The organism is Enterobacter sp. BIDMC 26, from assembly GCF_000534435.1.
Taxonomy (GTDB): domain Bacteria; phylum Pseudomonadota; class Gammaproteobacteria; order Enterobacterales; family Enterobacteriaceae; genus Enterobacter; species Enterobacter ludwigii.
The window spans coordinates 2,534,866-2,547,948 of record NZ_KI973182.1 but is presented as its reverse complement, the minus strand read 5'-3'; the positions used below and the strand labels follow the sequence as shown (position 1 = coordinate 2,547,948).

Annotated in this window: 10 protein-coding genes and 4 tRNA genes; 6 read left to right on the top strand and 8 right to left on the bottom strand. The window is 52.8% G+C overall.

Translation table 11 applies throughout. From position 1 onward, the window contains the following. Window positions 1-109: 109 nt before the first annotated feature. Window positions 110-185, bottom strand: a tRNA-Val gene (locus L462_RS11465). 41 nt (window positions 186-226) lie between these two features. After that, window positions 227-302, bottom strand: a tRNA-Val gene (locus tag L462_RS11470). Window positions 303-560: 258 nt separating this feature from the next. On the opposite strand from L462_RS11470, the gene gltX reads away from it, so the two are divergent. Further along, window positions 561-1,976 carry a glutamate--tRNA ligase gene (gene gltX, locus L462_RS11475; RefSeq protein ID WP_032678651.1) on the top strand — a complete coding sequence of 472 codons (1,416 nt, stop codon included), beginning with the start codon at window positions 561-563 and terminating at the stop codon, window positions 1,974-1,976. 44 nt (window positions 1,977-2,020) lie between these two features. Here gltX and L462_RS11480 read toward each other — a convergent pair whose 3' ends face one another. Continuing rightward, entirely contained in the window at window positions 2,021-2,413 is a 393-nt protein-coding gene (locus L462_RS11480) for a YfeC-like transcriptional regulator (RefSeq protein ID WP_032678650.1), read from the bottom strand. Window position 2,414: 1 nt separating this feature from the next. Then, the gene (locus tag L462_RS11485; protein WP_014171072.1) at window positions 2,415-2,777 is read right to left on the bottom strand and encodes a YfeC-like transcriptional regulator; all 363 of its coding nucleotides are present in this window, start codon (window positions 2,775-2,777) and stop codon (window positions 2,415-2,417) included. Between the two features lie 217 nt (window positions 2,778-2,994). On the opposite strand from L462_RS11485, the gene L462_RS11490 reads away from it, so the two are divergent. From L462_RS11490 to L462_RS11500, 3 genes are all read left to right on the top strand, one after another. Beyond that, window positions 2,995-3,070, top strand: a tRNA-Ala gene (locus tag L462_RS11490). A 42-nt stretch (window positions 3,071-3,112) separates the two neighbouring features. After that, window positions 3,113-3,188 (top strand) — tRNA-Ala (locus L462_RS11495). A gap of 213 nt (window positions 3,189-3,401) precedes the next feature. Next, window positions 3,402-5,591, top strand: coding sequence for a sensor domain-containing phosphodiesterase (locus L462_RS11500; RefSeq protein ID WP_025203504.1), 2,190 nt, complete (start codon window positions 3,402-3,404; stop codon window positions 5,589-5,591). Between the two features lie 44 nt (window positions 5,592-5,635). Here L462_RS11500 and L462_RS11505 read toward each other — a convergent pair whose 3' ends face one another. Continuing rightward, window positions 5,636-6,823: a NupC/NupG family nucleoside CNT transporter gene (locus L462_RS11505; RefSeq protein WP_014171069.1), complete on the bottom strand. Its 1,188-nt coding sequence runs from the start codon at window positions 6,821-6,823 to the stop codon at window positions 5,636-5,638. 350 nt (window positions 6,824-7,173) lie between these two features. On the opposite strand from L462_RS11505, the gene L462_RS11510 reads away from it, so the two are divergent. Continuing rightward, window positions 7,174-8,412, top strand: a complete 1,239-nt coding sequence (locus tag L462_RS11510; protein ID WP_020883097.1) for an Nramp family divalent metal transporter — start codon at window positions 7,174-7,176, stop codon at window positions 8,410-8,412. Between the two features lie 75 nt (window positions 8,413-8,487). Here the strand turns inward: L462_RS11510 and L462_RS11515 are convergent, their stop codons facing one another. Continuing rightward, window positions 8,488-8,835 (bottom strand): DUF2502 domain-containing protein, encoded by a 348-nt coding sequence (locus L462_RS11515; RefSeq protein ID WP_014171067.1) that lies wholly within the window; start codon window positions 8,833-8,835, stop codon window positions 8,488-8,490. Between the two features lie 127 nt (window positions 8,836-8,962). Further along, window positions 8,963-9,961, bottom strand: a complete 999-nt coding sequence (gene mgrA / locus L462_RS11520) for an L-glyceraldehyde 3-phosphate reductase (protein WP_032678648.1) — start codon at window positions 9,959-9,961, stop codon at window positions 8,963-8,965. Window positions 9,962-10,144: 183 nt separating this feature from the next. On the opposite strand from mgrA, the gene ipdC reads away from it, so the two are divergent. Further along, on the top strand, window positions 10,145-11,803 hold the full coding sequence (gene ipdC / locus L462_RS11525) for an indolepyruvate decarboxylase (protein ID WP_032678647.1): 1,659 nt from the start codon (window positions 10,145-10,147) through the stop codon (window positions 11,801-11,803). On the opposite strand, the gene L462_RS11530 is transcribed toward ipdC, so the two are convergent. After that, complete coding sequence (locus tag L462_RS11530; RefSeq protein WP_020883101.1) at window positions 11,804-13,039, bottom strand: ion channel protein; 1,236 nt, start codon at window positions 13,037-13,039, stop codon at window positions 11,804-11,806. It abuts the gene before it with no gap. Between the last annotated feature and the right edge of the window lie 44 nt (window positions 13,040-13,083).

Genomic DNA, 13,083 nt, shown 5'->3' with positions numbered 1-13,083 from the left:
GATGACGGGCTCGAACCGCCGACCCCCTCCGTGTAAAGGAGATGCTCTACCAACTGAGCTAATCGCCCAATCTCAATACTTATCTACACTGCGAGTCTACTTAAGTAGATGGTGGGCGATGACGGGCTCGAACCGCCGACCCCCTCCGTGTAAAGGAGATGCTCTACCAACTGAGCTAATCGCCCAATCTCAATACTTATCTACACTGCGAGTCTACTTAAGTAGATGGTGGGTGATGACGGGCTCGAACCGCCGACCCCCTCCGTGTAAAGGAGATGCTCTACCAACTGAGCTAATCACCCCCGCTGTGTGGAGTCGCATTATAGGGAGAGTTGAAAATGAGTCAACGCATTTTCTAAAGTTTTTATTCGTTCGTCGTAAAATTAAACAAAACGATCGCGAAACGGGCGATGACGCATGATTTCTAAACAAAAATCGCAAACTCCCTCACGATAAAGGGATCAACATTGAGGAATCCCCCCACAGTGATAGAATATTGCCCATTGTTTTTTTCCCAGGATTTGCCGATTGCCGGCATCTTTATAACGTAAGGCCATTTCATGAAAATCAAAACTCGCTTCGCGCCGAGCCCGACAGGCTATCTGCACGTCGGTGGTGCACGTACCGCTCTCTATTCCTGGCTTTTTGCACGCCACAACAAAGGTGAGTTCGTACTGCGTATTGAAGACACCGATCTCGAGCGCTCCACGCCGGAAGCAATTGAAGCCATTATGGATGGTATGAACTGGCTGAATCTGGAGTGGGACGAAGGCCCGTATTTCCAGACCAAACGTTTTGACCGCTACAACGCCGTGATTGATGAGATGCTGGTCGCGGGTACAGCGTATAAATGCTATTGCTCCAAAGAACGCCTTGATGCGCTGCGTGAAGATCAGATGGCGAAGGGTGAAAAACCGCGTTATGACGGCCGCTGCCGCCATGACCATAGCGAGCATGCTGCTGATGAACCGTGCGTGGTGCGTTTTGCTAACCCGCAGGACGGCTCGGTAATTTTTGACGACCAGATCCGTGGCCCGATCGAATTCAGCAACCATGAGCTGGACGATTTGATCATCCGCCGCACCGACGGTTCCCCAACCTATAACTTCTGCGTTGTGGTTGACGACTGGGATATGGAAATCACGCATGTTATCCGCGGCGAAGACCATATCAACAACACCCCACGTCAAATCAACATCCTGAAAGCGCTGAACGCCCCTGTTCCGGTCTATGCGCACGTGTCCATGATCAATGGCGACGACGGCAAAAAACTGTCTAAACGCCACGGTGCGGTCAGCGTCATGCAGTACCGCGACGACGGCTATCTGCCGGAAGCGCTTCTGAACTATCTGGTGCGTCTGGGCTGGTCGAGCGGCGATCAGGAGATCTTTAGCCGTGAAGAGATGATCAATCTGTTCTCTCTGGGCGCGGTAAGCAAATCTGCGAGCGCGTTTAACACTGATAAGCTGCTCTGGCTGAACCACCACTACATCAATACCATGCAGCCGGAATATGTGGCGACATACCTGCAGTGGCACATCGAGCAGGCAAATATTGATACTCGTACTGGCCCTGAACTGGCGGAACTGGTGAAACTGCTCGGCGAGCGTTGCAAAACGCTGAAAGAGATCGCTGAAAGCTGCCGCTACTTCTATGAAGAGTTTGACGAGTTCGACGCGGACGCGGCGAAGAAGCACCTGCGTCCGGTTGCGCGTCAGCCACTCGAAGTGGTGCGTGACAAACTGGTGGCGATGACTGACTGGACTGCCGAGAATGTGCATCATGCCATTCAGGCGACGGCAGATGAGCTGGAAGTTGGTATGGGCAAAGTGGGTATGCCACTGCGTGTGGCAGTCACCGGTGCGGGTCAGTCTCCGGCACTCGATGTTACCGTTCATGCCATTGGTAAATCACGCAGCGTAGCGCGCATTAACAAGGCGCTGGATTTTATTACTGAGCGCGAAAACCAGCAGTAATAACGCCTGAACCATGAAAAACGGCAGGGAGACCTGCCGTTTTTTTATGCATTAAATTCAGCAATGCCGAGACGTGCAAGAAAGCCGCATATCCCTTCACGCTTTAGTAAGGCATCCAGACGCTCCTGCTCAAGGTGCGTCATATTCTCCAGCGTCTCGATGATCCCAGGACGCAAAGTAGAGGAGGGGTCACTGTACAACGATGTCACCTCCGCCAGATGGTACACCGCCTGACGGTTACGGACAGCCGGGAGGCTCATGATGTGCTCCTTCACGCGGGCATCAATGTGAATCAGCCGTGCACGTCCGCCTTTCACCCCATTGACGCCCTCGGTTTTCCATCCCTGCTGGCGTATCCAGCGGTTCACCGTTTGCCGTGCAACACCCAAATTTTCTGCCAGCTCTTCTGTGGTCATTTTGCTACGGAATCTTTTCATATCAGTTCTGGTCGCGTATCCCTAAACGTTGCAACAATCCGGTAATCCCTTCCCGCAGTAACAGTGATGTCATCTGCCTTTGCTCTTCCGGCGTCATTTCATTTGCCAGCGTCAGGAGCAGGGAGTGAAGCGAGCCATCATGGCTGGCACTTTCTGGTATCTCAGACGTTTCACTTGCCCGGCGCGCGCTGCGGATAAACTCACGCACTTTTTCATTAACGTGCACCAGACGCGCTTTGCCGCCCTGGACTCCTGGTTTTGGCGATGTAATCCAACCCTCTTTGCGTACCCATTTATTGATGGTCTGGCGGCTATAGCCAGTGAGCAGGGCTAACTCTTCTGGCGTCATTCGTTCCTTGATCATGCAATTTCCTGAATATTCGTGGGGTTAATTAACGGCTCATTTTATAGCACCGTTTTAGAGGAAAATGTGACAGGCTTAACTCATGACTGCGAGCAGACTCGCAAAGTGATTCATTTGCATGATTTTTCGGCGATTGAACCGCCGTCATTGATTTTGCCGTTGACACTCCGCAGCGGAATTCATATTATGCCGCCCGTCAACATGACAGCTTTACGATGGGGCTATAGCTCAGCTGGGAGAGCGCTTGCATGGCATGCAAGAGGTCAGCGGTTCGATCCCGCTTAGCTCCACCACACTCTGAACCCAACAGAGTGCGGTCAGTAAAGTCAACATGTGGGGCTATAGCTCAGCTGGGAGAGCGCTTGCATGGCATGCAAGAGGTCAGCGGTTCGATCCCGCTTAGCTCCACCAAAATTTGAACCCTCGTCGAAAGACGGGGGTTTTTTTATGCTTTTGTAAAACTCTTCACCCTAATTTGTTGCTGAAATAGAGGTGTTTTTGTACCTCACCTCAATCAAAATCAATAAAGCGGTCTATAAATAGACTTCAACTTGATTCGCGCAATTAATAAACCTATTATCCATCCGGTCAATGATACGAATGGAAAATAGATTATCTAACTTAATGAATAGAAAAACTTACAATAATGTAAAGATATTTATAACTGCCCTGGCGCTTTGCCTGGTTGCGGTGCCATTCTCCCGTTATATCTCTCCGCGCGCTGTTGTTAATGGTCATGACGTATATTTAGCATGGCTGCCTTTAAGCGTAATGCTGGCGGTTATTCTGGTATTTGGGCGTCGGGCGGTTATTCCTGTTCTGTTAAGTTTTACTATCACTAATATATTCAGCATTGATTTAGCACCGCTACAATATTCAGTTTTATTGTTCTGTCAGACGTTCTCGGTGTTTGCGGGGTGCGGCATCCTCAGGATCATACTGGGCAAGCGCTGGCGCTACTGCGTGCCGAACAAGCATATTGGGTTACGGATATTTTGGCTCGGCTTTATGGTACCGATAGGCATAAAAGTGTCGATGTACCTGGCAGGTTATTTGTTCCATTTCCCGGTTACTATCTCAACCTTCTTCGGTGAAGGTACCGCAATTTATAACGTAGTCGATATACAAAGTCTGATCTGCGCGGCGTTGATATTTACCATGATGTTCTATTACCCGTTAAGAATGATAATTAATCCACGTTATGCCATCACCTTCTGGCGACGCAGTGTGAAGCCCGTGTTTTTTCAAAAGAAATCGCTATATATATTAGTCTGGCTGATGCTTTTAATCGTCATCCTCGCAATTTTATGTGCTCCTTTTGAGTCACCTATTATTGCGGGCTATTTAATGCCAGTGATTTTTATTCTCTTTACGTTAGGGATCAGTCGCCTGAGCTACGCGCTCATTTCTCTTTTCTGGGCGGCATCCGCACTTCTGCTGTTGACCTATAACTATAATTTCCTCAATGGCGTGGAGTCAGGCCATTCGCTCTCCTTTATTTTGTCTGTCCTTATCTCTTTCGCCATCTGTTTGCTCTATATGTCGCGGATTTATCAGCGCAGCGAGTGGCTGAAGCAGGACTGGCAGGACAGGGCGCTAACCGATCCGCTGACCGGTTTACCGAACATTCGTGCACTGGAAGATTTTCTGCAGGACCACCCTGATGCCAAAGTGTGCTGTCTGCGAATGGACAACCTCGAGTTCTTGAGTCGTCACTACGGCATTCTTATGCGGGTACATTGCAAACGGATGGTGACCACCTCGCTGCAGCCATTTTTGCAAAAAGATGAGCGGCTTTTCCAGCTCCCGGGCAGCGAACTGGTGCTGGTATTGCTGGGGCCGGGAACCGCTGAGCGCCTGCAGCATATGGTCGATCAGCTGAACAGCCGTAAGATTGTCTGGAACAACACCGGGCTGGATATTGAATTTGGCGCTTCCTGGGGAATGGTTGAGAACGGTGAGAAGTTACACCATACGCTGGGGCAGCTCAGCTGGCTGGCTGAGCAATCTTGCGGAGCGCATAATGTACTGGCGCTCACCAATAGCCTCGAGGTGGCATCAGGACAAACAACCGAGCGGGTTTTGATGTTAGCACGCATTAAACATGCTCTGGATGCCGGACAGTTTCATTTATACGCCCAGCCAATCCAGAAGGCAGATGGTAGCGGGTATTACGAAATACTGACGCGCATGGAAAGCGAGGGCGAGATCATCACCCCAGACCGCTTTATACCCCTGATAGCCCAGTTTAACCTGAGCCACCGCTTCGACATGTGCGTGATGGAAAAATTACTGGTGTGGCTGCGCGATCATCCAGCGACGCATGCCGGAGTGCGTTTTTCTGTCAATCTGATGCCCCTGACGTTGATGCAAAAAGAGGTGGCCATCGAGATTTGCTCGCTCTTTGAACGCTATGGGGTTGCACCACAGGCGGTGGTGATTGAGATCACCGAAGAGCAGGCTTTCTCTAATTCGGGCAGCAGTATCAAAAACATTCAGCAGTTGCGGGACTGCGGTTTCCGGATCGCGATTGATGATTTCGGCACCGGATATGCCAACTACGAACGTCTCAGACGTTTGCAGGCGGACATCATCAAAATTGACGGGTGCTTTGTGAAAGATATCTGTACCGACGATATGGATGCGATGATCGTGCAGTCGATTTGCAACCTGGCGAAGACGAAATCGCTGAGTGTGGTGGCCGAATATGTTGAAACGCCGGAACAGCGGGAGAAGCTGCTTCACTTCGGGGTCGACTATCTGCAGGGTTACCTGATTGGCAAACCCAAACCGCTTAATGAATTACGGACATAAAAAAACCGGGAGCTGAGCTCCCGGTTTTTATTTCGCTGCAGGTGTTAAAGTACCAGTGCCGCAATAGAGGCAGACAGTACGCTCACCAGCGTAGAACCGTAAACCAGCTTCAGACCGAAGCGAGAAACCACGTTACCCTGTTCTTCATTCAGACCTTTAATCGCACCGGCGATAATACCGATGGAAGAGAAGTTAGCGAAGGAGACCAGGAACACGGACAGGATGCCTTCCGCGCGTGGCGAGAGCGTGCTGGCAATTTTCTGCAGATCCATCATCGCAACGAATTCGTTAGAGACCAGTTTAGTCGCCATGATACTGCCTACCTGCAGCGCTTCATGTGCAGGAACACCCATCACCCAAGCAACCGGGTAGAAGATGTAGCCCAGAATGCCCTGGAAGGAGATACCCAGAACCGCTGCGAACAGGGCGTTCAGAGCAGAAATCAGGGCAATAAAGCCGATCAGCATCGCCGCAACGATAATCGCCACTTTGAAACCAGCCAGAATGTACTCACCCAGCATTTCGAAGAAGCTCTGACCTTCATGCAGATTTGCCATCTGCAGGTTCTCTTCGCCTTCGTCAACACGGTACGGGTTGATCAGAGAGAGAACGATAAAGGTACTGAACATGTTCAAGACCAGCGCGGCAACCACGTATTTAGGTTCCAGCATCGTCATATACGCACCCACGATAGACATGGAGACGGTAGACATTGCGGTGGCTGCCATGGTGTACATGCGGTTGCGGGACATCTTACCGAGGATGTCTTTATAGGCGATGAAGTTCTCAGACTGACCCAGGATCAGGGAGCTGACGGCGTTGAACGATTCCAGTTTACCCATGCCGTTAACTTTAGAGAGTACGGTACCAATGGCGCGGATAACGACGGGCAGAACACGAATGTGTTGCAGAATACCGATCAGCGCAGAGATGAAGACGATAGGGCACAGTACCTTCAGGAAGAAGAACGCCAGACCTTCGTCGTTCATTTTACCGAAGACAAAGTTCGTCCCTTCGTTGGCGAATCCGAGCAGTTTTTCGAACATTTCGGAGAAGCCTTTTACGAAGCCAAGCCCCACGTTGGAGTTCAGGAAGAACCACGCGAGCAAAACTTCAATAACGAGAAGCTGAACAACAAAGCGGATGCGGATTTTTTTACGGTCATGGCTGACCAGTAACGCAAGCGCAGTAACGACAACGAGTGCCAGGACAAAATGAAGGACGCGGTCCATATTTGCTCCAAATATGAGGCAGGTTTAATTTTCGTGCACATTCTATGTAACAAGCGAAAAGAAAACGAGATCAAGGACACACTATAGTTACATCCTGTGACGAGTCTCAAAATTAGTGATCCACAATACATTTTTGTTATGTTAGGTAAATGCGTGAAAAGTTAAGTTTGTGTGCTAGTCTTCACAAAAGCGTGCGCGATTGCAGGTTTTGTTAGATCGCCCCACCTTACCCGCCCGTCTATTGTTCAAAGCTATCAGAGAAATCACTATAAACTCACTAAATGATCTTGATAATCATTCTCATTTTGATAGCATTAAACATAGCAAAGGCTATATTTCCAGAGGCAGAAATGACAAACAGTCGCGTAGAGGGTAGCAGTGGCAGAGCAGCGCGCAAGTTGCGGTTCGCGTTAATGGGACCTGCGTTCATTGCTGCCATCGGCTATATCGATCCAGGTAACTTTGCGACCAATATTCAGGCCGGGGCCAGCTTCGGCTATAAGCTGCTCTGGGTGGTCGTGTGGGCTAACCTGATGGCCATGTTGATTCAGATGCTGTCCGCGAAGCTGGGGATTGCCACGGGCAAAAACCTGGCTGAACAAATTCGCGATCACTATCCGCGTCCGGCGGTATGGCTTTACTGGGTTCAGGCGGAAATTATCGCCATGGCAACCGACCTCGCCGAATTCATCGGGGCCGCGATTGGTTTTAAATTGATCCTCGGCGTCTCGCTGCTTCAGGGCGCGGTGCTCACCGGGATTGCCACTTTCCTGATCCTGATGCTGCAGCGTCGCGGTCAAAAACCGCTGGAAAAAGTTATCGGTGGGCTGCTGCTGTTTGTGGCGGCGGCCTATATCGTCGAGCTGATTTTCTCTCAGCCGAATCTGGCACAGCTCAGCAAAGGGATGATTATCCCGAGCCTGCCAACCTCTGAAGCGGTGTTCCTGGCCGCCGGTGTGCTGGGCGCAACCATCATGCCGCATGTCATTTACCTGCATTCCTCGCTGACTCAGCACCTGCACGGCGGGACGCGCAAAGAGCGTTACTCTGCGACGAAATGGGATGTGGCGATCGCCATGACCATTGCCGGTTTTGTGAACCTGGCGATGATGGCGACCGCTGCCGCCGCTTTCCATTTTAACGGTCACACCGGTATTGCCGATCTCGACCAGGCATACCTTACGCTGGAGCCGTTACTGAGCCACGCTGCTGCCACGATATTCGGGCTGAGCCTGGTGGCGGCCGGTCTCTCGTCAACGGTTGTGGGGACGCTGGCAGGGCAGGTGGTGATGCAGGGCTTTGTCCGTTTCCACATTCCGCTTTGGGTTCGTCGCTCCGTGACCATGCTGCCCTCCTTTGTTGTGATTCTGATGGGGCTGGATCCCACGAGAATTCTGGTCATGAGCCAGGTACTGCTGAGTTTTGGTATCGCGCTTGCACTGGTGCCGCTGCTGATCTTTACCAGTGACAAAAGCCTGATGGGCGAACTGGTGAATAGCACGCTGGTGAAACGAACCGGCTGGGTCATTGTGGCGGTAGTGGTGTCGTTGAATCTGTGGCTCCTGGTCGGCACTGCTCTGGGGTTATAGCGTCGCGTTGAACCAAAGAAAAAGGAGCCGGGAGGCTCCTTTTTGCATTACTGATAATGCATTACTGATGATGCATTAGTGATGATGGCCGTGACCACCGTGTCCTCTGCCACCGTGACCCCAGCCACCGCGGCGGTCGTCACGATCGTTCCAGCCTTCACGGTAACCACGCTCATAGGCGTTGTTTTTGTACCAGCCGCGATGCAGGCCATTATCATGTCTGCGCCAGCGGTCGCCGCGCCACTCATAGTGACGGTTCCAGTAATCACGGTCGCGCCAGTAGCCACCGTCCCAGTATCTGCCGTAGTCGTCACGATCGCCAATTTGTAATTTAACTGATGGCAACAGGGTGATTTCGCCCGCAGTGGCGATCAGCGGGGCCGAAGCCAGTAATACCGCTGCAAGAATCAGTGACCTGAACATACTCTTTCTCCTTCACGATCGGGGCCTTTGTGGGGCCTGTTAACGCAATATTACGAGTTGGTAAAGGCTCGTTTCATCGCCTCAACTCCTAATTCATGAATGAGAGCACTTTTTGCTAAAAGTGATTTTATTTTGAGCTGTTCAGGATCCCATCAATGATTGCCAGTTCTTCCGCCGAGAAATGGCGGTTTTCCAGCATTGCCACGGCATCGTCAATCTGGGCAGTTTTACTGGCCCCAATCAGGACTGACGTTACCGACTCGTGGCGTAAAATCCAGGCCAGGGCCATCTGTGACAGTTTCTGGCCGCGGCTTTCCGCCAGCGCGTTCAGTTGACGAACCTTCTCCAGCTTCTCTTCGGTGATCTGATCGGGGTTAAGGAACTTACTGCCGCTTGCCGCACGCGAGTCTGCAGGAATACCGTTCAGGTAGCGGTTAGTCAGCTGTCCCCCCGCCAGCGGCGAGAAGGGAATGCAGCCGACGCCTTTTTCCTGCAGCACGTCCAGCAGGCCTTCCTCTGGCGCACGTTCAAACATCGAATATTTCGGCTGGTGGATCAGACACGGCGTCCCAAGGTCGTTCAGGATATCGATAGCCTTGCGGGCCTGTTCTGCAGGGTAATTTGATAACCCGACGTAAAGGGCTTTTCCCTGACGCACCACATGGTCAAGCGCTTTCATGGTTTCCAGCAGTGGCGTTTGTGGGTCAGGACGGTGATGATAGAAGATATCCACATATTCCAGCCCCATACGCTTCAGGCTTTGATCCAGGCTGGCAACCAGATATTTGCGTGACCCCCAGTCGCCGTAGGGGCCATCCCACATGGTATAACCCGCTTTGGTCGAGATGATCAGCTCGTCGCGCCATGGCAGGAAATCTTCCTGCAAAATGCGACCGAAATTACGTTCGGCTGAGCCGGGAGGAGGACCGTAATTATTGGCAAGGTCGAAATGCGTAATACCCAGATCGAACGCGCGTTGTAAAAGTTGACGGCTGTTTTCGACAAGCGTGGCGTCGCCAAAATTGTGCCACAACCCGAGTGAGATGGCGGGCAACTTGAGTCCGCTTTGCCCGCAGCGGCGATACTGCATTGTCTGATAACGATTTTTGTCCGGCTGGTAACCCATTCTGATGCCCTCTGGCGCTGAAAGGAAAAATCAGTGTATACGTTTACATTAACGTGAAAAAAAGAGCATAGCGCAGCCTTTTTTGTAAAGCATTCTTTCCATGCCCTTCTTACGACCAATTCTGGACAGCCATCACGCTTCTTTAATACTCAAAGTGAGGTCAACGTCAGAAGGACACCTGTTATGCGAACCCCATACTGCGTCGCCGATTACCTGCTGGACCGTCTTACAGATTGTGGTGCCGATCATCTGTTTGGCGTGCCGGGCGACTATAACCTGCAGTTTCTCGACCACGTAATAGACAGCCCGGATATTTGTTGGGTGGGCTGTGCCAATGAGCTGAACGCATCCTATGCCGCTGACGGATACGCCCGATGTAAGGGCTTTGCCGCGCTGCTGACCACATTCGGCGTTGGGGAGTTAAGTGCCATGAACGGCATTGCCGGCAGCTATGCCGAGCATGTCCCGGTTTTACATATAGTGGGGGCGCCGGGTACGGCGGCACAGCAAAGGGGAGAGTTGCTGCATCATACGTTGGGGGATGGGGAGTTCCGTCACTTTTATCATATGAGTGAGCCGATCACCGTCGCACAGGCGGTCCTTACCGAACAAAATGCCTGTTATGAAATCGACCGTGTGTTGACAACCATGCTTCGGGAACGTCGCCCCGGTTATCTGATGTTACCCGCCGATGTGGCAAAAAAAGCCGCCACGCCGCCTGTAAACGCTCTCACTCATAAGCAGGCTCATGCCGATAGCGCCTGCCTGAAAGCGTTCCGGGATGCTGCTGAGAACAAACTGGCGATGAGCAAACGTACCGCGCTGCTGGCCGACTTCCTTGTTCTGCGCCATGGCCTGAAGCATGCGCTACAGAAGTGGGTGAAAGAGGTACCGATGGCCCATGCCACCATGCTGATGGGGAAAGGGATATTCGACGAGCGTCAGGCGGGTTTTTACGGCACATACAGTGGTTCAGCCAGCACCGGTGCGGTAAAAGAGGCGATTGAAGGGGCTGACACGGTATTGTGTGTTGGCACGCGTTTTACCGATACCCTGACGGCGGGGTTCACGCACCAGCTTACCCCTGCGCAAACCATTGAAGTCCAGCCGCATGCCGCACGCGTCGGGGATGTCTGGTTTACCGGCATCCCAATGAACCAGGCGATTGAGACGCTGGTCGAACTCTGCAAACAGCACGTGCATGCTGGCCTTATGTCGTCATCATCCGGCGCAATACCGTTCCCGCAGCCGGACGGTTCGCTTACCCAGGAGAATTTCTGGAGAACGTTGCAAACCTTTATTCGCCCGGGGGACATTATCCTTGCCGACCAGGGAACATCCGCCTTCGGCGCGATTGATCTGCGTTTACCGGCTGATGTGAATTTTATCGTCCAGCCGCTGTGGGGCTCGATTGGTTACACGCTGGCGGCGGCGTTTGGTGCACAAACCGCATGCCCGAACCGACGCGTGATTGTGCTAACGGGGGATGGCGCGGCCCAGCTCACCATTCAGGAACTAGGCTCGATGCTGCGTGATAAACAGCACCCCATTATTCTGGTGCTCAACAACGAAGGCTACACGGTTGAGAGGGCTATCCACGGGGCGGAGCAGCGGTATAACGACATTGCTTTGTGGAACTGGACGTACATTCCACAGGCGTTGAGCCTCGATCCTCAGTCTGAGTGCTGGCGGGTCAGTGAAGCGGAACAGCTGGCGGATGTACTTGAAAAAGTGGCGCACCACGAGCAGCTCTCGTTGATTGAGGTGATGCTCCCGAAAGCGGATATCCCGCCGCTGCTCGGGGCGCTTACCAAAGCTCTGGAAGCGCGTAATAACGCCTGATTACTTGTCGTTTCGCCAGGCCATCATCATCGGTTTGCCCGCCAGCAGGAGCCAGGCGGGCAACATCACGATACAGAGCAGGGGGAAGAGCGTTGAATCCGGCACCACTACCGCCGCCATAAACAGGCTCAGCCACGCATCGCGCGTCACCACCAGCACCAGCCCCAGAATTGAGCAAGAGACCGTTATCGCTGCCGGCACCGCATCCACATGTTCATGCAGCATCAGCCCCAGCGCCACGCCGATAAACACCGCCGGGAAGATACGCCCACCGCGGAACCCACATGCTGCAGCCACCACCAGCGCCGCCAGTTTAACCAGCGCAAACAGCAGGTAATCAGACACGCTGAACACCTGGCTGAAAGCCAACTGCTGCATTTCATCAAGGCCTTTAAACAGCGTTACCGTTCCGCCGATAGCCCCTAATACGCCCAGCATCAGACCACCCGCCCCCAGAATCAGCACCGGGTGCTTCAGCCGGTGCATCAGACGGTGCAGGCGCGGAAGGCACCATACCGCAATCATCCCGAGTGCAATGGCGATCGCGACGACGATGGCACCGCTGAAAATATCGGCAATATGCATCTGACCGTAGTGGGGCAGAGAGAGTGAGAAATGAGGATGGAAAAACAGACTGGTCGTGAGCGCGCCAGCCGCAGCGGCCATCAGCGGCGCAAAGAGTTTATCCCAGAGCGGGACGTCGTTATTGCTGGTAAGCGTCTGAGAAAAAATAAGGGCGGCGGCAACGGGCGTGCCGAAAAGCGCCCCGATGGTGCCTGCAGAGGCGAGGATGGTCCAGTCCAGCGCACCGACCCGGGGTAAAATGCGCGAACCAAGAAAGACCGCCATACCAATGTTTACCGCCATGATGGGGTGTTCAGGACCAAGGCTGACACCGCCCGCCAGACCCAGGATCAACGCGATAATCAGCCCCGGCAGCGCCGAGGGGGGAACGGGCGCACCGATCAGTGGCTCAAGCGCCGGATCAGGCCCGGCGTGCCCGGGGCTAAAGCGGATCACCAGACCCACCGCAACGCCGGTGAGCGTCAGCATCAACATGATCCATCCCGGCGAATCCACACTGACGCCCAGTTGTGCAGGAAGCGCCGTCCATAACATCGCCTGCAACACCGACGCGACTTTCATCACGACAATGAGCACCAGACTTGAGGCAACGCCAATGATCAGCGCCGGTATTGCCAGTAAGAGCATGGTTCTGGCTCGCGGATGGAGCATGATGATTTCCTTGTACAAAACGCTATTACGTTACTTTGCACAAT

Bases quoted from the DNA above. Each gene is read 5' to 3' on its own strand.
- gltX (WP_032678651.1), top strand. From the start codon at position 561: ATGAAAATCAAAACTCGCTTCGCGCCGAGCCCGACAGGCTATCTGCAC.
- L462_RS11480 (WP_032678650.1), bottom strand. From the start codon at position 2,413: ATGAAAAGATTCCGTAGCAAAATGACCACAGAAGAGCTGGCAGAAAAT.
- L462_RS11485 (WP_014171072.1), bottom strand. From the start codon at position 2,777: ATGATCAAGGAACGAATGACGCCAGAAGAGTTAGCCCTGCTCACTGGC.
- L462_RS11500 (WP_025203504.1), top strand. From the start codon at position 3,402: ATGAATAGAAAAACTTACAATAATGTAAAGATATTTATAACTGCCCTG.
- L462_RS11505 (WP_014171069.1), bottom strand. From the start codon at position 6,823: ATGGACCGCGTCCTTCATTTTGTCCTGGCACTCGTTGTCGTTACTGCG.
- L462_RS11510 (WP_020883097.1), top strand. From the start codon at position 7,174: ATGACAAACAGTCGCGTAGAGGGTAGCAGTGGCAGAGCAGCGCGCAAG.
- L462_RS11515 (WP_014171067.1), bottom strand. From the start codon at position 8,835: ATGTTCAGGTCACTGATTCTTGCAGCGGTATTACTGGCTTCGGCCCCG.
- mgrA (WP_032678648.1), bottom strand. From the start codon at position 9,961: ATGGGTTACCAGCCGGACAAAAATCGTTATCAGACAATGCAGTATCGC.
- ipdC (WP_032678647.1), top strand. From the start codon at position 10,145: ATGCGAACCCCATACTGCGTCGCCGATTACCTGCTGGACCGTCTTACA.
- L462_RS11530 (WP_020883101.1), bottom strand. From the start codon at position 13,039: ATGCTCCATCCGCGAGCCAGAACCATGCTCTTACTGGCAATACCGGCG.